The sequence below is a fragment of the Pseudomonas sp. VA159-2 genome, from assembly GCF_024126635.1.
Lineage (GTDB): Bacteria > Pseudomonadota > Gammaproteobacteria > Pseudomonadales > Pseudomonadaceae > Aquipseudomonas > Aquipseudomonas muyukensis.
Genome location: NZ_JAMYBV010000030.1, coordinates 38,400 through 57,611, shown reverse-complemented (window position 1 = coordinate 57,611; position 19,212 = coordinate 38,400). Strand labels below are relative to the sequence as shown.

20 protein-coding genes are annotated in these 19,212 nt (G+C 66.9%); 8 read left to right on the top strand and 12 right to left on the bottom strand.

The annotated features are described in order from the left end of the window. Nucleotides 1-254: 254 nt before the first annotated feature. Nucleotides 255-677 carry a homoprotocatechuate degradation operon regulator HpaR gene (gene hpaR, locus NJG22_RS21695; RefSeq protein WP_253097676.1) on the bottom strand — a complete coding sequence of 141 codons (423 nt, stop codon included), beginning with the start codon at nucleotides 675-677 and terminating at the stop codon, nucleotides 255-257. Between the two features lie 101 nt (nucleotides 678-778). Further along, nucleotides 779-1,681: a 4-hydroxyphenylacetate catabolism regulatory protein HpaA gene (gene hpaA, locus NJG22_RS21690; RefSeq protein ID WP_253097675.1), complete on the bottom strand. Its 903-nt coding sequence runs from the start codon at nucleotides 1,679-1,681 to the stop codon at nucleotides 779-781. Between the two features lie 151 nt (nucleotides 1,682-1,832). Between hpaA and NJG22_RS21685 the strand changes: the two genes are divergently transcribed. The 7 genes from NJG22_RS21685 to hpaI all read left to right on the top strand — a co-directional run bounded on the left by NJG22_RS21685 (nucleotide 1,833) and on the right by hpaI (nucleotide 7,783). After that, nucleotides 1,833-2,507 (top strand): fumarylacetoacetate hydrolase family protein, encoded by a 675-nt coding sequence (locus tag NJG22_RS21685; protein WP_253097674.1) that lies wholly within the window; start codon nucleotides 1,833-1,835, stop codon nucleotides 2,505-2,507. Beyond that, nucleotides 2,504-3,283, top strand: a complete 780-nt coding sequence (locus tag NJG22_RS21680) for a fumarylacetoacetate hydrolase family protein (protein WP_253097673.1) — start codon at nucleotides 2,504-2,506, stop codon at nucleotides 3,281-3,283. The genes NJG22_RS21685 and NJG22_RS21680 overlap by 4 nt, the downstream gene beginning before the upstream one ends. Further along, nucleotides 3,280-4,740 carry a 5-carboxymethyl-2-hydroxymuconate semialdehyde dehydrogenase gene (hpaE, locus tag NJG22_RS21675; RefSeq protein WP_253097672.1) on the top strand — a complete coding sequence of 487 codons (1,461 nt, stop codon included), beginning with the start codon at nucleotides 3,280-3,282 and terminating at the stop codon, nucleotides 4,738-4,740. Before NJG22_RS21680 ends, hpaE begins: the two co-directional genes overlap by 4 nt. Before the next feature lie 76 nt (nucleotides 4,741-4,816). Then, complete coding sequence (gene hpaD, locus NJG22_RS21670; protein WP_253097671.1) at nucleotides 4,817-5,740, top strand: 3,4-dihydroxyphenylacetate 2,3-dioxygenase; 924 nt, start codon at nucleotides 4,817-4,819, stop codon at nucleotides 5,738-5,740. A gap of 11 nt (nucleotides 5,741-5,751) precedes the next feature. Beyond that, nucleotides 5,752-6,162, top strand: coding sequence for a 5-carboxymethyl-2-hydroxymuconate Delta-isomerase (locus NJG22_RS21665; RefSeq protein WP_253097670.1), 411 nt, complete (start codon nucleotides 5,752-5,754; stop codon nucleotides 6,160-6,162). A 7-nt stretch (nucleotides 6,163-6,169) separates the two neighbouring features. Next, nucleotides 6,170-6,973: a 2-oxo-hept-4-ene-1,7-dioate hydratase gene (gene hpaH / locus NJG22_RS21660; protein WP_253097669.1), complete on the top strand. Its 804-nt coding sequence runs from the start codon at nucleotides 6,170-6,172 to the stop codon at nucleotides 6,971-6,973. Nucleotides 6,974-6,982: 9 nt separating this feature from the next. Next, nucleotides 6,983-7,783 carry a 4-hydroxy-2-oxoheptanedioate aldolase gene (gene hpaI / locus NJG22_RS21655; protein WP_253097668.1) on the top strand — a complete coding sequence of 267 codons (801 nt, stop codon included), beginning with the start codon at nucleotides 6,983-6,985 and terminating at the stop codon, nucleotides 7,781-7,783. 61 nt (nucleotides 7,784-7,844) lie between these two features. Here hpaI and NJG22_RS21650 read toward each other — a convergent pair whose 3' ends face one another. Together NJG22_RS21650 and NJG22_RS21645 are read right to left on the bottom strand one after the other, a co-directional pair. Beyond that, complete coding sequence (locus tag NJG22_RS21650; RefSeq protein WP_253097667.1) at nucleotides 7,845-8,705, bottom strand: LysR family transcriptional regulator; 861 nt, start codon at nucleotides 8,703-8,705, stop codon at nucleotides 7,845-7,847. A gap of 26 nt (nucleotides 8,706-8,731) precedes the next feature. Next, on the bottom strand, nucleotides 8,732-8,887 hold the full coding sequence (locus tag NJG22_RS21645) for a hypothetical protein (protein WP_253097666.1): 156 nt from the start codon (nucleotides 8,885-8,887) through the stop codon (nucleotides 8,732-8,734). A 64-nt stretch (nucleotides 8,888-8,951) separates the two neighbouring features. On the opposite strand from NJG22_RS21645, the gene NJG22_RS21640 reads away from it, so the two are divergent. Then, on the top strand, nucleotides 8,952-9,944 hold the full coding sequence (locus NJG22_RS21640; protein ID WP_253097678.1) for an NAD(P)H-quinone oxidoreductase: 993 nt from the start codon (nucleotides 8,952-8,954) through the stop codon (nucleotides 9,942-9,944). Nucleotide 9,945: 1 nt separating this feature from the next. On the opposite strand, the gene NJG22_RS21635 is transcribed toward NJG22_RS21640, so the two are convergent. The 8 genes from NJG22_RS21635 to NJG22_RS21600 form a co-directional block, all read right to left on the bottom strand. Next, nucleotides 9,946-10,647: a PA1136 family autoinducer-binding transcriptional regulator gene (locus tag NJG22_RS21635; protein WP_253097665.1), complete on the bottom strand. Its 702-nt coding sequence runs from the start codon at nucleotides 10,645-10,647 to the stop codon at nucleotides 9,946-9,948. Nucleotides 10,648-10,652: 5 nt separating this feature from the next. Next, complete coding sequence (hchA, locus tag NJG22_RS21630) at nucleotides 10,653-11,507, bottom strand: glyoxalase III HchA (RefSeq protein WP_253097664.1); 855 nt, start codon at nucleotides 11,505-11,507, stop codon at nucleotides 10,653-10,655. Nucleotides 11,508-11,677: 170 nt separating this feature from the next. Further along, nucleotides 11,678-12,241 carry a nucleotidyltransferase family protein gene (locus tag NJG22_RS21625; protein ID WP_253097663.1) on the bottom strand — a complete coding sequence of 188 codons (564 nt, stop codon included), beginning with the start codon at nucleotides 12,239-12,241 and terminating at the stop codon, nucleotides 11,678-11,680. Next, nucleotides 12,238-13,209, bottom strand: a complete 972-nt coding sequence (locus NJG22_RS21620; RefSeq protein WP_253097662.1) for an XdhC family protein — start codon at nucleotides 13,207-13,209, stop codon at nucleotides 12,238-12,240. The genes NJG22_RS21625 and NJG22_RS21620 overlap by 4 nt, the downstream gene beginning before the upstream one ends. Before the next feature lies 1 nt (nucleotide 13,210). Further along, nucleotides 13,211-14,422, bottom strand: a complete 1,212-nt coding sequence (locus tag NJG22_RS21615; RefSeq protein WP_253097661.1) for a cytochrome c — start codon at nucleotides 14,420-14,422, stop codon at nucleotides 13,211-13,213. Nucleotides 14,423-14,424: 2 nt separating this feature from the next. After that, nucleotides 14,425-14,964 carry a (2Fe-2S)-binding protein gene (locus NJG22_RS21610; protein ID WP_253097660.1) on the bottom strand — a complete coding sequence of 180 codons (540 nt, stop codon included), beginning with the start codon at nucleotides 14,962-14,964 and terminating at the stop codon, nucleotides 14,425-14,427. Beyond that, nucleotides 14,957-17,788 carry a xanthine dehydrogenase family protein molybdopterin-binding subunit gene (locus tag NJG22_RS21605; RefSeq protein WP_253097659.1) on the bottom strand — a complete coding sequence of 944 codons (2,832 nt, stop codon included), beginning with the start codon at nucleotides 17,786-17,788 and terminating at the stop codon, nucleotides 14,957-14,959. Before NJG22_RS21605 ends, NJG22_RS21610 begins: the two co-directional genes overlap by 8 nt. A gap of 248 nt (nucleotides 17,789-18,036) precedes the next feature. After that, nucleotides 18,037-19,185, bottom strand: a complete 1,149-nt coding sequence (locus NJG22_RS21600; RefSeq protein ID WP_253097658.1) for a glycerate kinase — start codon at nucleotides 19,183-19,185, stop codon at nucleotides 18,037-18,039. Nucleotides 19,186-19,212 lie beyond the last annotated feature (27 nt).

The following is a 19,212-nucleotide window of genomic DNA, read 5'->3' as shown; positions in this document are numbered from 1 at the left end:
CCGTGGGTACCGCGCTGTACGCCCCATCCTGGGGCGCAGCGCTCGACGGCCATCCATGGCCGTCGCCCCACTACGCAAGCACTCCGCTCGGCCTCCTGAAGTCGCAATTGGCGGCGCCTGAACTATCGCGCGCTTAGAAGCAAGAGCCAGAGCACAACAGCAACAGCAACAGCAACAGCAACAGCAACAGCAACAGCAACAAAATGAGTCAATTGCCGTGTGGATGCAGTTCTTTGATGCCACGCTTCACAGTTTCAGGGCTTGACCTTCTTCAGTTCGTTCAACAACCCCATCAATTGCTCCAACTTGTCACTGCCAAACTGTCGCTGGATCTCCTGGTAATTACGCTCCATCTCCTCGCTCATCGCCAGAAACGCCTGCTGCCCACGCACGGTCAGGCTGATGAAGATCCGCCGCTGGTCCTCCGGCGACTTGCGCCGCGCCACCAGGCCATCACGCTCCAGGCGCTTGAGCACCCCGCTCATGCTCGGTTTGAGAATGCACGCCAAATCCGCCAGCTGGTGGCTCTCCAGCTCGCCCTGCTGGCGCAGGATGCGGATCACCCGCCATTGCTGTTCGGTCAGGTCGTGGGCATTGAGGGCCGGACGGAAGAACGCCATGGTCGCTTCGCGGGCCTGCAACAAGGTCAAGGTCAGTGAGGGTCTAGGTTGAGTCATCAGGATAAAGGGCTGGTTTTATTAAGATATTAATAAAGTGAAAACCATTTGCCCCCGTTCTGTCCAGCCCCCTGGCAACACCCGGTGCCCGCCTGAACCGCTCAGCGCAACCCCGCCTGGCGCAGGCGGTACTCCCCCGGCGTGGTGCCGGCATGGCGCTGGAAGAACCGGCTGAAGTAAGCCGGATCCTTGAACCCCAGCTGGTAGCAGATCGCATTGGCCGAACCGCCGGAATACAACAGCAGCCGCCGCGCCTCCTGCATCAGCCGCTCGAACACCAGGCGCTTGGACGGCAAGTCGGCGATTCGCCGGCACACATCGTTCAAGCGCGCCTCGGTCACCCCCAGCGCCGCCGCGTACGCCGGCAGCGTCCAGTGGTCCAGGTAGTGGCGCTCGATCAGCTCGTTGAAGCGGCGGAACACCTGCAAGTCCTCGTGCCGCGCCGGGTTGGCCGGCAACGCATTGGCGCCCAGGCGCAACAGGCTGATCATCACCAGCCGCGCCAGGTCCTGCAATGCCGTGCCCTGCCCCACCTGGCCCTGGCCGACCTCGCTGCCCAGCAGATCGAGCAACTGCTCCAGGCGCCGCGCCTGCTCGCCGGCCTGGCCCTGCAACTGCCCCAGGGCGACACAGGCCGGCGCCAAGCGCGGGTTGCTGCCCAGGCCCGGCTCGGCCTGCAACAGTTGCCAGACCAGTTGCTGGCTCACGGTCAGCACATGGCCGTCGGCGTCCGTCTCGGTGACGAAGGCATGGGGGATGGTCGGCGGGGTCAGGAAGAACATCGGCCCGGCCTCGTGGAAGCGCTGGTCGTCGAGCAACACCCGCACGCTGCCACTCTTGACGTAGTGCACCTGGAAGCACCGGTCATGGCGATGCACCGGCATGTTGCGGCCAAAGAACCCGGCCAGGTTGCCGAGCCGGTCGTAGTGCACCTCGCTGTCGCTGTAACGCTGGTCGTAGACCTGCCCGATATTGATGTTGGGGATCGGCTGTCGCGCTTTCATTGTTGTTCTCGTGCCGGTTGGACTGCCCGCGATCGCCACCTCGGCAGCGTCGATGCCTTGACGATCGTTAACATATTAAATATAACGTTAACACATTAACAAAAACACCATGAAGCATACCCCCATGCTTCGCAGAGCGCAGGAGAAAAGCATGAGCCGTGCCTTGCACGAGGTCGCCAGCGGCAGCCTGTTCGGCGTCGCCCTGAACTACCCGGGCCTGCTCCAGCAGCACCTGGCGTCCTTCCATGAAGCGCCCTACCGGCAACCACCGGTCAAGCCGGTGCTGTTCATCAAGACCCCCAACACCCGTAACGGGCACGGCCAGGCCTTGACCTACCCCTCGGGAGTCGAACGCCTGCAACCCGGCCCCGCCCTGGGCGTGGTGATCGGCAAGGATGCCAGCCGCGTGAGCGTGGCCAAGGCCCTGGAGCATGTGGCCGGCTACACCCTGGTCAACGAATTTAGCCTGCCCGAGGACAGCTACTACCGCCCGGCGGTCAAGGCCAAGTGCCGCGATGGCTTCTGCCCGCTGGGGCCAGAGCTGGTGCCGGCGGCCCAGGTCGGCAACCCTGATGCGCTGGGTATTCGCCTGTGGGTCAACGGCGAGTTGCGCCAGCAGAACAACACCGCCAACTGCGTGCGCAGCGTCGCGCAGTTGATCGCCGAGATCAGCGAGTTCATGACCTTGCATGCCGGCGACGTGCTGATCACCGGCACCCCGGAAGGCCGAGTCGATGTGCTGCCGGGCGACCAGGTGACGGTCGAGATCGACGGCCTTGGCCAGCTCACCACCCCCATCGTCGCCGAACAAGGACTCGCCCCATGAAGCACGCCCGCATCCAGCTCGACGGCCAGGTCCACCAGGCCATCGTCGAGGCCGACCAGCAACTGCGCCTGGCCGACGGCCGGCGGGTCCAGGCCGACCAGGTCACCTGGCTGCCACCGGCCACCGGCAGCATGTTCGCCCTGGGCCTGAACTACGCCGACCACGCCGCCGAGCTGGCCTTCACACCACCCACCGAACCGCTGGCATTCATCAAGTCACCCGGCACCTACACCGGCCACGACCAGGTGACCTGGCGCCCGGACAACGTCAAGTACATGCACTACGAGTGCGAACTGGTGGCCGTGATCGGCAAGCCGGCGCGCAACGTGCGTCGCGAGAATGCCCTGGACTATCTGGCCGGCTACACGGTGTGCAACGACTACGCCATCCGCGACTACCTGGAGAACTACTACCGCCCCAACCTGCGGGTGAAGAACCGCGATGCCACCACCCCCGTGGGCCCGTGGATCGTCGACACCGCCGATGTGCCGGACCCGTCCAACCTCAAGCTGCGCACCTGGGTCAACGGTGAGCTGAAGCAGGAAGGCAGCACCGCGGACATGATCTTCGACATCCCCTACCTGATCGAATACTTCTCCAGCTTCATGACCTTGCAACCTGGCGACATGATCGCCACCGGTACGCCGGAAGGCCTGGCCGACGTGGTGCCGGGCGATGAAGTGGTGGTTGAGGTGCAAGGCGTCGCTCGCCTGGTCAACCGAATCGTCAGCGAAGCCGAGTTCTTCGCCCGTCACGCACAAGAGGCAACAGCATGATCAAGCACTGGATCGACGGCCGCGAAGTCGAGAGCCGCGACACCTTCGTCAACTACAACCCCGCCACCGGCGAGGCGATCGCCGAGGTCGCCAGCGGCGCTGCCGAGGAAGTCGCCCAGGCCGTGGCCGCGGCCAAGGCGGCCTTCCCGAAATGGGCCAATACCCCGGCCAGGCAGCGGGCCCGGCTGATGCGCCGCCTGGGCGAGCTGATCGAGCAGAACGTGCCGCAGCTGGCCGAACTGGAAACCCTGGACACCGGCCTGCCGATCCACCAGACGCGCAATGTGCTGATCCCCCGCGCTTCGCACAACTTCGACTTCTTCGCCGAGGTGTGCACGCGCATGGACGGCCACAGCTACCCGGTGGACGACCAGATGCTCAACTACACCCTGTACCAGCCGGTGGGCGTGTGCGCCCTGGTGTCGCCATGGAACGTGCCGTTCATGACCGCCACCTGGAAGACCGCGCCATGCCTGGCCCTGGGCAACACCGCGGTGCTGAAGATGAGCGAGCTGTCGCCACTGACCGCCAACGAACTGGGCCGCCTGGCGGTCGAGGCCGGCATCCCCAACGGCGTGCTCAACGTGATCCAGGGCTATGGCGCCACGGCGGGCGATGCCCTGGTGCGTCACCCGGACGTGCGGGCGATCTCCTTCACCGGCGGCACCGCCACCGGCCGCAAGATCATGCAGAGCGCGGGCCTGAAGAAGTACTCGATGGAACTGGGCGGCAAGTCGCCGGTGCTGATCTTCGAGGACGCCGACCTCGAGCGCGCCCTGGACGCCGCGCTGTTCACCATCTTCTCGCTCAACGGCGAGCGCTGCACCGCCGGCAGCCGGATCTTCATCCAGGAGAGTGTGTACCCGCAGTTCGTCGCCGAATTCGCCGCCCGCGCCAAGCGCCTGATCGTCGGCGACCCGACCGACCCGAAGACCCAGGTCGGCTCGATGATCACCCAGCAGCATTACGACAAGGTCACCGGCTATATCCGCATTGGCCTGGAAGAAGGCGCGCGCCTGCTGGCCGGTGGCCTGGAGCGCCCGGCGGGCTTGCCGGCGCACCTGGCCAAGGGGCAGTTCATCCAGCCGACCGTGTTCGCCGATGTGAACAACCAGATGCGCATCGCCCAGGAGGAAATCTTCGGCCCGGTGGTGTGCCTGATCCCGTTCAAGGACGAAGCCGAGGCGCTAAAACTGGCCAACGACACCGAGTACGGCCTGGCCTCGTACATCTGGACCCAGGACATCGGCAAGGCCCACCGCCTGGCCCGCGGGATCGAGGCGGGGATGGTGTTCATCAACAGCCAGAACGTGCGCGACCTGCGCCAGCCGTTCGGCGGGGTCAAGGGCTCGGGCACCGGCCGCGAGGGTGGGCAATACAGCTTCGAGGTCTTCGCCGAGATCAAGAACGTGTGTATATCCATGGGTAGCCATCACATTCCGCGCTGGGGCGTCTGACGGCCTCGCGGGGCAAGCCGCCGCGGCGACTTACCCCGCCACCCTCGGAGCACAACAACAATCAAAGGAGATTCCCATGGGTAAACTCGCGCTCGCCGCCAAGATCACCCACGTGCCGTCGATGTACCTGTCGGAGCTGCCCGGCCCGCGCCAGGGCTTTCGCCAGGCGGCCATCGACGGCCACCACGAGATCGGCCGCCGCTGCCGGAAACTGGGCGTGGACACCATCGTCGTGTTCGACACCCACTGGCTGGTCAACGCCAACTACCACATCAACTGCGCAGCGCAGTTCGAAGGCCTGTACACCAGCAACGAACTGCCGCATTTCATCGCCAACATGAACTACGGCTTCCCCGGCAACCCCGAGTTGGGCCACCTGCTGGCGCAGGCATGCAACCGCCTGGGCGTGGAGACCATGGCCCATGACGCCACCACCCTGGCCCCGGAATACGGCACCCTGGTGCCGATGCGCTACATGAACGCCGACCGCCATTTCAAGGTGATTTCGGTCTCGGCGCTGTGCACCTCGCACTACCTCAACGACAGCGCGCGCCTGGGCTGGGCCATGCGCCGCGCGGTCGAGGATCACTACGACGGCAACGTGGCCTTCCTGGCCAGCGGTTCGCTGTCGCACCGCTTCGCCCAGAACGGCCAGGCCCCAGCGTTCGCCACCCAGGTCTGGAGCCCGTTCCTGGAAACCCTCGATCACCGCGTGGTGCGCATGTGGCAGGACGGCGACTGGGCCGACTTCTGCGCGATGCTGCCCGAATACGCGGTCAAGGGCCATGGCGAGGGCTTCATGCACGACACCGCCATGCTCCTCGGCGCCCTGGGCTGGTCGCGCTACGACGGCAAGGCCGAAGTGGTTACGCCCTACTTCGGCTCGTCCGGTACCGGCCAGATCAACGCGATCTTTCCGGTCACCGCGCAGGACGGCGCCGCCATCCCCGCCGCCCAGGCCTCGAACCCGGCCGGCGTGGCCTCCACCAGCCGCCTTTAAGGAGCATCCGCATGCCCCATCTGGTCCTGCTCTACAGCCCGGACATCGAAACCGACAGCGACCTGCCCGCGCTGTGCCGCGCCCTGGCCGACTGCATGCTCGCCCAGCGCGATGAAAGCGACCGCCAGGTGTTCCCCACCGGCGGCACCCGGGTGCTGGCCTACCCAGCGGCCCATGCGGCGATCGCCGACGGCCAGGGCGACTATGGCTTCGTCTACGCCAACCTGCGCATGGGCGCGGGGCGCAGCGCCAGTGTGCATCGCCAGGTCGGCGAGCAGTTGCTGGCCGTGTTGCGCCGGCACCTGGACCCGCTGCTCGCGCGGCGCCCGGTGGGCCTGACCGTGCAAATCGACGAAAGCCAGGCCCAGGTGTACGACGCCAAGCACAGCAGCCTGCACGCCTTGTTCAGCCGCCAGCCCTGAGGTTTCCATGCTCGACGCCCCTATCATCCAGCAAGCCGCCGCGCGCCTCGACCAGGCCGAGCGCGCCGGCGAACAGGTCGGCCAGTTTTCCCTGGAATACCCTGCGATCAGCATCGAGGACGCCTACGCCATCCAGCGCGCCTGGGTGAACCAGAAGATCAAGGATGGCCGCCGCCTGGTCGGCCACAAGATCGGCCTTACTTCCCGCGCCATGCAGGTCTCCTCGAACATCACCGAGCCTGACTACGGCGCGCTGCTCGACGACATGTTCTTCGACGAAGGCAGCGACATCCCCTTCGCGCGCTTCATCGTGCCGCGGGTCGAGGTGGAACTGGCGTTCATCCTCGGCAAGCCACTCAAGGGCCCCGGCGTGACCCTGTTCGACGTGCTCGAGGCCACCGAATGGGTGATGCCGGCCCTGGAGATCATCGACGCGCGCATCCAGCAGGTCGACCCGCACACCGGGGCCACCCGCAAGGTGTTCGATACCATTTCCGACAACGCCGCCAACGCCGGGGTGGTCCTGGGCGGGCGCGCCGTGCGGCCCGGCCAGATCGACCTGCGCAAGGTGCCGGCGGTGCTCTACCGCAACGGCGTGATCGAAGAGTCCGGGGTGTCCGCCGCCGTGCTCAACCACCCGGCCAAGGGCGTGGCCTGGCTGGCCAACAAACTGGCCGCCCACGACGTCGGCCTGGAGGCCGGCCAGGTTATTCTCGGCGGCTCCTTCACCCGCCCGGTGGCAGCGCGCCCCGGCGACACCTTCCATGTCGATTACGACCAGCTCGGTTCGATCGCCTGCCGTTTCGTGTAAGGACAATCCATGGACATGCCTATCAACAGCTTCAAGCAACGGCTGCGCGGCGGCCAGGCGCAAATCGGCCTGTGGCTGGGCCTGGCCGACCCGTACTGCGCCGAGCTGGCCGCCAGCGTCGGCTTCGATTGGTTGCTGCTCGATGGCGAGCACGCCCCCAATGACCTGCGCAGCCTGCTCGGCCAACTGCAGGGCGTGGCGCCCTACCCTGGCCAGGCCGTGGTACGCCCGGTCATCGGCGATATCGCGCTGATCAAGCAACTGCTCGATATCGGCGCGCAAACGTTGCTGGTGCCGATGGTCGAGAGCGCCGAACAGGCTCGCCAACTGGTACGCGCGACCCGCTACCCGCCAGCGGGTATACGCGGGGTTGGCAGCGCCCTGGCCCGCGCCTCACGCTGGAACAGCATTCCTGACTATCTGGATCGCGCCGACGACCAGGTTTGCCTGCTGGTGCAGATCGAAAACCGCGAGGGCCTGGCCAACCTTGACGCCATCTGCGCGGTGGACGGTGTCGACGGGGTATTCATCGGCCCGGCCGACCTCAGCGCCGCCATGGGCCACCGGGGCAATCCTGGGCATCCCGAGGTGCAGGCGGCCATCGAGCAGGCCATCGTGCGCATCGGCCAGGCCGGCAAGGCGGCGGGGATCCTCAGTGCCGACGAGCAACTGGCACGTCGCTATATCCAGCTCGGCGCGGCATTCGTCGCGGTGGGGGTGGATACCACGGTGCTGATGCGTGGCTTGCAGGGGTTGCTGGCCACGTTCAAGGACAGCGCGCCGAGCACGGCTGCACGCTCGGTGTACTGATCCTTTCGCTGTTCGCGGCTAAAGCTGCTTGCGCTGCGCGCTTGCTGCAGGCGCCAGATCGTTACTCGAAGGCCGCCACCAACCGCTCGATCACCGCGCGTACCCGCGCGGTGTGGCGCAGGTCCTGGTGGGTGACCATCCATACCTCGTAGGGCTGCGCCCGGGTGCGCTGCGGCCACACCCGGCGCAAACCATCGCGCTGGCCAAGCGCGAGCGGAATCTCGCCAATCCCCAACCCTTCGTGAAGGGCCCGGCGCAACAGCATGCTGGCGTTGGCCGCCATCACCACCCGGCCCTCGCCGATCGGCACGTCCACCAGGGTCGGCTGCGCCTGGCCGCGCCAGTAAGGCTCGTACACCACCAGGTCATGCCCGGCGAAACTGCCGTCTTGCGGCAGGCCATGGCGCTGCAGGTAGTCCTCTGCGGCGAACAAGCCCATCTGCCAACTGGCCAGCTTGCGCAGCACCAGGTCGGGGCTGTCCGGCCGCTGGTTGCGAATGGCGATGTCAGTCTCGCGTTGCGACAGGTTGACGATATCCGAGCCGCCGCTGAGCACCACGCGGACCTCCGGATGGCTCTGGCGCAGCTCGCGCAACGCGGGAATGACGAACTCGTGGGCCAGCGAATCGGTGGTGGCGATACGTACCTCGCCAGCCTCTTCGTTGTCGGCGCCGCGGGTACGCCGGGCCAGCTCCAGCGCGGCGTGCTCCATCTTCTGCGCCATTTCCACCGCCACCTCGCCAATGGCGGTCAGCTGGTAGCCGCCAGGGGTGCGCAGGAACAGGGTCGAACCCAGGTCTGCCTCCAGTGCCGCCACGCGCCGGCCCACCGTGGCCTGGTCGACTCGCAGCAGCCGCGCGGCGCGGCGCAGGGTCTGCTCACGGCTCAAGGCCAGCAGCATGCGGGCGTCATCCCAATTCATTCGTCGACTCCATCAAGGGCCACAAGTTATCCGGCCTTGCCGACGAATACTAGCGTCGGCAAGGCATCCACCGCGCCGTCTGCTTCGCCAGCAAGGCTGGCTCCTACACGTGCGTTTGGTTGAAGAAAATCTGCAAGGGTGCGGCGCAAAATCGCCGCGCGACGGTTGCGGCCGTGTTCCATACCCTGTGACCCACCTTTCTTCAGAATCACAGAGGTCCTCATGCGTCACACCGTTCCCGAGCACATGACCGCCATCGACATCACCCAGCCTGGCGGCCCGCAGGTCTTGCAAGCCGCCACCCACGCCACGCCGCAACCTGGCCCACGCGAGGTGCTGATCCAGGTTCACGCCGCCGGCGTCAATGGCCCGGACCTGCTGCAACGCAAGGGTCTGTACGACCCACCTGCCGGCGCCCCGGACATTCCCGGCCTGGAGATCGCCGGCAAGGTGGTCGCGCTCGGCGCGCAGGTCAAGGGTTTCGCCCTCGGCGACGCGGTCATCGCCCTGGTCCAGGGCGGTGGCTACGCCGAGTACGCCGTGGCCGACGAGCGTACCACCGCGCACCTGCCCGATAACCTGTCGATGGTCGAGGGCGCGGCGCTGCCGGAAACCTTCATGACCGTCTGGGTCAACCTGTTCCAGCGCGGCGGCTTCAAGGCCGGCGAGAGCGTGCTGATCCACGGCGGCGCCTCGGGCATCGGCACCACCGCCACGCAACTGGCCAAGGCCCTGGGCGCGGCGCAGGTGTTCACCACGGTCAACGGCCCCGGGCAACAGGCGGCGAGCCTGGCGTTGGGCGCCGATGTCGCCATCGACTACAACCGCGAGGACTTCGTCGAGCAGGTGCTGCTGCACACCGAAGGCCGTGGCGTCGATGTGATCGTCGATATCATTGCCGGCGACTATGTCGCGCGCAACTTCAAGGCCGCGGCCATGGACGGGCGCATCGTGCAGATTGGCGTGATCAAGGGCCCGGCCACCGAGCTCGACCTGTTCCCCATGCTCACCAAGCGCCTGACCCATATCGGCTCGACCCTGCGCGCGCGCAGCGCCGACGACAAGGCGGCGATCCTCGCCGAGCTGCAGGCCAAGGCCTGGCCCCATGTGCGCAGCGGCGCGGTCAAGCCGCTGATCCACGCCACCTTCCCCTTGGCGGCGGCCAGCCAGGCCCATGCGCTGATGGAGTCTGGCCGGCACATCGGCAAAGTGGTGCTGAACGTCGCGCACAAGGGCTGAGTCAGTCGAGCGCGCCACTGCCCAGGGCGATGCGAATCGCCTGGGCGGTGGTGCTGACGCCCAGGCGTCGGCGCGCCGCGCGCAGGTGGTTTTCCACGGTGCGCAGCGACAACCCCAGGGTGGCGGCGATATCGGCCTGGCGCTGGCCGGCGGCGGTCCAGGCCAGCACCTGGCGCTCGCGCTCGGACAATGGCCCCAACCCCGGTGGCGCTTCCAGCAGCCGCCGGGCGTTGCTGAAGGCGGCATTGGCCAGCAAGGTCAACCCCAGGCGCACACTGGTGCTTGCTTCGATACGCTGCCCGCCCAGGCTCATGGCGCCCTCCAACCCTGCCGGGCCGAACACCGGCACCTGCAAGCCATGCACGCCCGGCCCGCTTGGCGTCCTCACCACTTGGTAACGCTCGCCGTCCGCCTCCTGGCATTTGCTCCAGAAAAACGGCGCGCGCGCGCTCAGCAGGTGGCGGTTGACCGGGCAATGGCGAATGTAGGTCTGCGCATCGACAGGTTGCCCCGCGCCGAACCAGGCCCCCTCCACCCAGTGAATGCGCTCGACCACTTCGTCGCGCGCGGCACTGGCGCTGAACAGCACGTAGCGGTCATAGCCCAGCGGCCGCGCAATGCTGCGCACGGCCGCCTGGACAATGGCCAGGGTGGTGGCTTGCTCGATGTGCTGGACCGCTTGCACCAGTTTGTCGAACGGCATGTCGCTCACTGGCCGTTGACCGCCTTGAGCAAGGCGCCTGCGGCCAGCTTGCCCAGCGCATTGCCAGCCAGTGGGCTGTCGCCGGTGAGCAACTTGCGGTCCTGGTGCACGGCGCCGGATATACCTTCGTTGATGATGGTCACGCCCTGCCCAAGCAGGCGCTCACCGAATTTCCAGGTCAGGTGGCCGGGCATGTAGCCGATGTCCGGGGTCTTGGCGTCCAGCTCATCCGGGAAGGCGCAGATCTTGTAGCCATCGTAGAGCTTGCCGCCAGCCAGCAGTGCCGCCGGGCCATGGCACAGGGTGATGACGAATTTGTCGTTGTCCGCAGCCCATTGCAGCACCTGTCCGACCTCCTCGCTTTGCGGCAAGCCGATCAACGCGCCATGGCCACCGGGGATGAACACGCCGATGTAGTCGCAATCGTCACCCAGTGCGCTGGCGAGCACTTCGGACAACTTGCGCGGCTGCTTGAACGCCTGCTTGTAGCGATCGAACAGGCCAAGCACCTGCTGGTCCTCGCGGGGCATGGCCCAGTATTCGAACTTGACCGGGTTGCCCGACAGGGTCGCGACGTCGAAGGCGAACCCGGCCTTGTCCAGGTGGTACATGGGCAACAGGGTTTCCACCGGGTGATTGCCGGTGGAGAACAAGGTGCCGTTGTCAGTGAGCAGGTAGCGCTCGTCGGCGCCGATCATCAGGATCTTCCAGCGCCCGCCCTGGTAGGCATCGGCATAGTCGGCGCCGCTGAGGTCGGACTTGCTCGAGGTGAACTGGCTGAGGGAATACGGCGAGGGGAAGAAAGCGTTGTCCTCGGCCGGATCGGGGGTCGGGCGTTTGTCGTCGTTGTTGTTGGTCATGGCTGTGCTCCTGGGCTTGGGATGGGAAACCGAATCCATGCTAGGAGGCCACCGGACGAGCGGCAATGAGGGTTTTCCCTCAATGGCTGCCTGTGGCATCGGTATATCAGGCCACGCTATCCGTGTTGATCCACTGCGTCACGTAATGCCGGAAATTGACCCAGAGCAGTCTAGTCGAGCGCAGACGGCGTATCGACGTCGCGCACTACCCCGCCATCGTCCAGTTCCAGCACAACGATGCGTTCGGCATGTCGCCGTAACACGCAGCGCGCCCCTTCATCACCGGACAGCCCACCGAGCTCGCCCCAGAACGCCCGCCCGAACAGCACCGGATGCCCATTGTGCCCCTGATGACGAGGCACCACGATGACCGCAGGAGCAGCGACACTGATCAGACGCTGGAAGGTCGCAGGCGCAATCCACGGCATGTCCCCCAGCAGGATGGCGACCGCCTGTGCCTGGCTATTGCCCAGCGAGGCCGCGCCCGCCGCCAGGCTATGGCCCATGCCAAGCCCGGCATCGCGGCTATGGACGACCCGACAGCCCGCCGGCAACCCCAGGTCCTCGCCCCGCTCCCCTTCACGCAGCACCACGCGCACTTCGTCGAACACCGCCAGGGCGCGCTCGACGCTGTGCTGCAACAGGCTGCGGCCATCGCCCAGCAGCGCCCGGCGCTTGTCCGTGCCGAAGCGCGAACCCTGGCCGGCCGCCAACACCAGCGCGACGACGTTCACAAGGCCTCGCGGGCGATGCCGCTGCGGGTACGCAGGATATCGGCGAGCACCGCCAGGGCGATCTCCGCCGGGGTCTTGCTGCCCAGGTTCAGGCCAATGGGCGCGTGAATGCGCGCCATCTCGGCGTCGTCCAGCCCGCCAATACGACGCAGGCGTTCACGGCGTTTTTCCGAGGTGGCCTGCGAGCCCATCACGCCTATGTAGAAAGCTTCGGTACGCACGGCTTCGAGCATGGCCAGGTCGTCGATCTTCGGGTCGTGGGTAAGCGCCACCACCGCGGTATCGCGGTGGCAGCCGCCATTGGCGATGAACAGCGAAGGCAGTTCACGGCGGATTTCTATCCCGTCGAGCACCACGTTGTCCATCACTTCGTCCCGTGGGTCGCACAGCACCACCTCGAAGCCCAGGCCCTTGGCGAACTCGGCGCAACACTGCGCGACGCTCGAATAACCCGCCAGCAGCAGGCGCTGGGCGGCGCCGATGCGCAGGCGCACCTGATGCTCGCCCTGCTCCACTCTTGGCCCCTGGCTGTGGTCATCACTCAGGCGGCTCTTGCCGCTGTTCAGGTCGACTTCGCGCAGTAGCCGGCGGCGGCCCGACAGCGCCGCCTCCAGCTCGCCGAGGTGCGCCTGGGTGGCGCAGTCGGCCGGCAGGCGCTCGACCAGCACGTCGAGGATGCCGCCACAGGGCAGGCGGATGTTCGAGCGCGTGTCGCTGCCGTCGCCATAACGCACCACGGCCACCGCCGCGCTGAACTCGCCCGCGCCGAGGCGCTCGAGAAAGTCTTCCTCGACGCAACCGCCAGACAGCGAGCCGACCCAGCGCCCCTGGCCATTGACCGCCAGCAGCGAGCCCGGCGCACGGGGCGCCGAGCCATAGGTGCAGAGCACCGTGCACAACCACACCGGCAGCCCGTCGCGGGACCACTGCGCCGCCTGGCGCACCACCTGCAGGTCCAGATGCTGCACCTCAGTCCGCCTTCAGCTGGGCCAGCTGCTGGGCGCTGAAGTCGCCCGGCAAACCGCCCCAGGCTTCACGCAGGTAGTTGACCATGTCGGTCAGCTGCTGGTCGTCGAGCTTGCCGGCGAAGCCCGGCATCGGCTGCATGCGCTCGAAGCCAGTGAACTGCTGCTCGCGGATACCCTCGACGATCACCTTGACCAGGTTGCGCGAGTCGGCCTGGCGCAGGATGGTGTTGCCCTGCATGGCCACGGCGATGTGCGGCTTGCCCTCGCCGTCGCCGCCATGGCAGCCGGCGCAGACGTTGAGGTACTGCTGGCGACCACGCTTGGCGCTCTCGCCCAGGGTCTCGTGGGCCACGGCCTGGACCACCTTGGCCGCCGGCGGCTGGTCGCCCAGCAGGTAGGTGGCCATGGCCGCCAGGTCGCTGTCTTCAAGATGCTGGGTGCTGTGGTGCACCACTGGGAACATCTCGTTGAACATGCTGCCCTGGGCACTCATGCCGTGCTTGAGGAAGGTGGCCAGGTCGCGCTGGTTCCAGCCGCGCTCGGCCAGGTCGTTGGCCAGCAGGCTGGGGGCCAGGTAGCCACCGAGCAGGCCGCCGGTCAGGCGTTTGTCCTGCTCCAGCGCGCCGATCGGGTTGCGCGGGGTGTGGCACTCGCCGCAGTGGCCGAGCACCTCGACCATGTACTGGCCGCGTTTCCAGGCCTCGCTGTTGCCCTTGCCCTCTTCGAGCTGCACGCTCTTGCCGTACAGCATGTTCCAGCCCATCAGGCCGGCGCGCACGTTGAACGGAAAGCTCAGGCTGGTTTCAGGGGCCGGGCGATTGATCGGCGCCACGGTCATCAGGTAGGCGTGGATGGCGTCGGCATCCTCGCGCTTGACCAGGTGGTACGAGGTGTACGGCATGGCCGGGTACAGGTTGGCGCCGTCCTTGCGCTTGCCCTCGGTGAGGGCGGCGAAGAATTCGTCACTGCTGTAGTTGCCGATACCGTACTGCTTGTCCGGGGTGATGTTGGTGCCATAGATGGTGCCGAACGGCGAATGGATCGGCAGGCCGCCCGCGTAGGGCGCGCCACCTTCGGCGGTATGGCAGGCCATGCAGTCGGCGGCGCGGGCCAGGTATTCGCCGCGCTTGACCTGGTCCTGGTCGGCTGCCTGGGCGCTGAAGGCCAGCGCCGCGCCAATGGCCAATGCCAGGCCGTTGAAAACGCGCATCATGCTCAAGCCTCCTTGACCAGACCGAGATCGGTCAGCACATCGCGGGTCGCCTCGTAGTAGCGCACGTAGCCTGTGCAGCGGCACACGTGGTGGCCCAGGCTGGCCTCGATGGCGCCCTCCAGCTCGCTCTTTTTCAGCGGCTGGCGCTGGGCCTTCTCCACCAGCACCGTGGCGGCGTTGACGAAGCCCGGGGCACAGTAGCTGCACTGGAAGGCGAAGCGCTCGACGAACTTCTGCTGGATCGGGCTCAGCTCGCCCAGGTTGCCGGCCTCGTCACGCTTGGCGTGGCCTTCGATGGTGCGCACCTTCTTGCCCGCGAAGTAGTGCGCGCCGGTGATGCAGGTGCGCACTTCCTCGCTGGTGCCGTCGGGGTTGTCGACGATCACCACGCAGGCATGGCAGATACCCTGGCCGCAGCCCAGGCGCGAACCGGTGAGGTTCTGGTATTCGTGCAGGTAGTCGATCATCGCCAGGTCATCGGGGACCACTTCGGTGACGACGGATTGACCGTTGAGGGTCAGTTGCAGCTTGCGCTCAGCCATTGAGGGCCTCCTTGACGCGGGCGGGGGTGATGGGCAGGTCGCGCACGCGCTTGCCGATGGCGTGGGCCACGGCGTTGGCGATGGCACCGACCACCGGGATCATCACCACCTCGGCGATGCCCTTGGACGGGTCGGTGGGCGACAGCGGCGGCAGGATCTCCGAGGTCTGCTTCCACACCGCGACATGCTTGGCCATCGGCAGGCGATAGCGGTTGAAGTTCCAGTCGCCCTCACCCGGGCCACCCTCGTACAGCGGCATTTCTTCCAGCAGTGCATGGCCGATGCCCATGGCGATACCGCCTTCGAGCTGGCCCTTGACCAGCTCCGGCACCAGTACCCGGCCACACTCGACCCAGCTGTGGTGGTTGAGCACGCTCACCTCGCCACTGCCCTTGTTGACCTTGACCTCGACGATGGTCGCCACCGGGCTGTAGTAGGTGACCATGGCGTTGTTCAACTGGGTGGCCGGGTACGCGGTGTTCTGCCGGTCCAGCAGGTGGAAGCCGGCGCTGGTCATCTGCGCCTTCTTGGCGTTCGCCGCGCCGTCGCCGTATTTCACCGCCAGGCCGTCCAGCGGCAGGCGCTCGCGCACACCGTCGATGACGTAGTCGGCCTCAGCCCAGCTCCAGCGGTTGAACGCGTGCACGCTGACGCCAGTGACCAGGCCCATTTCATGGGCCTTCTTGGCCAGCACGGCGAATGGGATCGGCGCCAGGCCGTTGCCGGTCAGCTCGCCGTTGACCCACACCGCATTCTCGCGGCGCACCACCAGCGGATTGGCCTGGCCGCCGAACGGGCCCTGGCGCCACAGCGCCACGGCCGCCGGCCACAGGCCGTGGTTGAACAGCACCCGGGCCGCTTCGCGGGTGGCGTGGCTGAAGTAGAACGCCGAGTTGGTCGCCGACGACGGCGAGGCCAGCTTGGCCACCCAACGCGGGTTGCGCAGCGCCGCGTCCTGCTCGGCCTGGCTCATCAGGTACGGGTTGCCACTGGTGCTCAGGGCCAGCTCCGGCCATTCGGTCTGCGCGGTCTTCACCTCGTCGGCAGCGCGGCCAAGGAAGTCGCTGACCACGAAGGCCTGGGAGGTGGACATGCCGGTGCCCAGTTCGGTGCCGATATGGCGCAGGCTGATCTGGCCGTCGGCGTTGAACTCGATGGCCGCCAGCGGCGCCTCGGCGCCGGTGCCGAAGTCCTTCTGGGTGATGGCGAAGCCCACGCCGTACCAGTTGTCGTGGTCCTTGGCGTCTTCGGCCTGCTTGCGCGCCTGGCGGTTCTGCCACCACTCGTGCTGGCTGGCCTTGTCGAGGATCTCGTGCAGGCGCAGGGCGCCGGCGGGCACCGCGCCCTGGGTGTTCTTCATGCCCGACTTGAGGGCATTTCTGCGGCGCAGCTCGATGGCATCGACACCCAGGCGGTTGGCGATTTCATCGACCATCATCTCGGTGGCGGCCATGCTCTGCAGGGTGCCGTAGCCGCGCATGGAGCCGGCCTCGACACCGCGCGAGTGACAGGCGGTGACCGCCAGGTCGTTCTGCGGCATGTAGTAGATCGACTGCGCCGCAGTGGCCCCCACCGCCGCCACCGACGGGCTGTAGTTGATGCGCCCGCCGCCGTCGACGGTCATCTCGGCGCGGAAGATCTGGAAGCTCAGGTCGTTCTTGTCCACCGCCAGCTGGTAGCGGATGTCGAACGGGTGGCGCTTGATGCCGCTCTGGAACTGCTCGTAGCGGTCGTTGGCCAGGCGAATCGGCACGCCCGCGCCGTACAGGGCGGCGACGGCGGCGTAGAACGGGAAGATGTTGTTGTCCTTGGAGCCGTAGCCGACCGTGTAGCCCGGGTGCATGTTCAAGTGCTTCAGGCCGAAGCGCGACGGCTTGATCATGTGCACGCATTCCTGCGCCACCTCGAACGGGCACTGGCTGGCGACGACGAAATGCAAGGTGCCGGTGGCGGCGTCGAACCAACCGTTGCCGTTGTCCGGCTCCAGCGCGGCCGGCTCGATCGACTGGGTCTTGTAGCGTTCGTCGAACAGCAGCCAGTCTTGCGGCGGCTGCTTGAGCTGCTCGTCGATGCGCTGGGCGTGATACATGCCCTGCTCGGTGAGGCTGCCATGCTGCTTGGGCACGACGTTCCATACCGGTTTACGGGCGAGGATGGTGGGGAACAGCGGCGAGTCCTTCAGGCTCGAGAAGGTGTCCTCGTCGAACGGCGTCTTGCCGGCCACCCGCACGAAACGGAAGCTGCCATAGGGGTCGCGCTGGTACAGCGGGGCTTGCGCACCGTAGCGGATCGCCGCTTCGTTGAACTGCAGCTTGAGCTTGGCCTTGCGAAAGCGCTCGAAGTCGTGCCAGATCAGGATCGCCACCGGGTGGCCGATGAACATCGGCACCTGGCCAGGCGGCAGCAGCGGGTCCGGGGAGTGCGCCTCGGGCCAGGCGATGCCGTCCTTCTTCAGGTCGTCGGCGGTGACGATGCGGTCTGGCTGCAGGTCGGCGCCCAGCATCGACAGGTCGTAGCCGGCATAGAGCCGGTCGGCCTTGGTGGCCTTGAGCAACAGCGCGTGGCCTTGCTGCTGGGGCCAGCCTGGCATGTCCTTGCTGCGGATGTCGCGGGCGAAGACTTTTTCACCGCAGACCTTGGACAGCGCATCGTTGCGTACGCGGACCTTGCCGTCGTGGTTCATCCACTTTTGCGGCGAGGCGGTAACCTGGCTTTCCATCAGGGCGGCGAACGCCTGGCTGCCGAGCGGCGCCATGGTCACGCCGACACCGGCGATCAGCCCGCCTTGGAGGAACGAGCGCCGGGAAATATCACGGTTGGACATGGTTGATCCTCTGGGTAGCTCATGGGCTGCCCATGCTTTTTCTGGTGCTTGAGAAACTGGAAGGGCGCGCACGATCACAAAATCTGACTATTAAGTCAAGATGACGATCAGCTATGCCCTCCTCCAGTCAAGCAGACAACTTGTCGCGGAGGGGGGGGGGATCGCCGTGGGTCGGGTAAAACCCGCGGTGAGCCGCCGTTCTCTTTGCTGCACAGGGTTCCTGCCCTGGCTACTGTTGACACTTGCGCTTATGAGGGCCGGCCGATGCGGGCCACCTGCCACAGCCGCGCCACGTCGGCCGCACGTGCCCTGAGCAACCTGTCGGCCTCGGCACAGGCCTGCTCCAGGCTCATCGGCCCATTGGCCAGTGCAAACGCGGCGTCGATGCCGTGGGCGTACAGCTGTTCATAACCGGCCCCCAGGGTTCCAGCCAACACCACCACCGGCACGCCGTGGCGCTTGGCCACCCGCGCTACGCCCAGCGGGGTCTTGCCGCGCAGGGTCTGGGCGTCGAAGCGGCCCTCGCCGGTGATCACCAGGTCGGCGCCCTGCACCAAAGCCTCCAGCCCGGCCAGCTCGGCCACCACCTCGACCCCCGGACGGAACCGCGCGGCCATGAACGCCTTGGCGGCAAAACCCATGCCGCCGGCCGCGCCGCTGCCCGGCTCATCGCGCAGGTCCTTGCCCAGCAAACGCGCGCAGTGGTCGGCAAAATGCCCCAAGGCCTGGTCCAGCGCCTGCACCTGCGCCGGGCTGGCGCCCTTCTGCGGGCCGAAGATCGCCGAGGCACCATTGGCGCCGCACAGTGGATTGTCGACATCGGCGGCGACCTCCAGGTGCACACTGGCCAGGCGCGGGTCGAGCGCGCTGGCGTCGATCCGTGCCAACTGCGCCAGGGCCAAGCCGCCTTCGGCCAGCGGTTGACCGGCGGCGTCGAACAGCCGCAGGCCCAGCGCTCGCAGCATGCCGCTGCCGCCGTCGTTGGTGGCGCTGCCGCCAATGGCCAGGACGATGCGCCGGGCCCCGGCCGCCAGGGCTGCGCCGACCAGCTCGCCGGTACCCCAGGTGCTGCTGCGACAGGCATCGCGCTGGGCGCTGGGGAGCAATTGGATGCCGCTGGCCTCGGCCATCTCGATCACCGCGGTGTGGCTGTCCGCCAGCCAGCCCCAACTGGCCTGCACGGGCTCGCCCAATGGGCCGCGCACCCATTGGCGGCGCTGCTCGCCGTGGCTGGCGGCGACGATAGCGGCCATGGTGCCCTCGCCCCCGTCGGCCATGGGGCATTCGCGCAATTCGGCGCTCGGCCAGACCTCGGCCAGGCCAGCGGCAATGGCCTGGGCGACGCCGGCGGCGTCAAGGCTGTCCTTGAACGAGTCGGGGGCGATGACGATTTTCATGGGATTCTCCTGTCCTGTTAGCGCGCA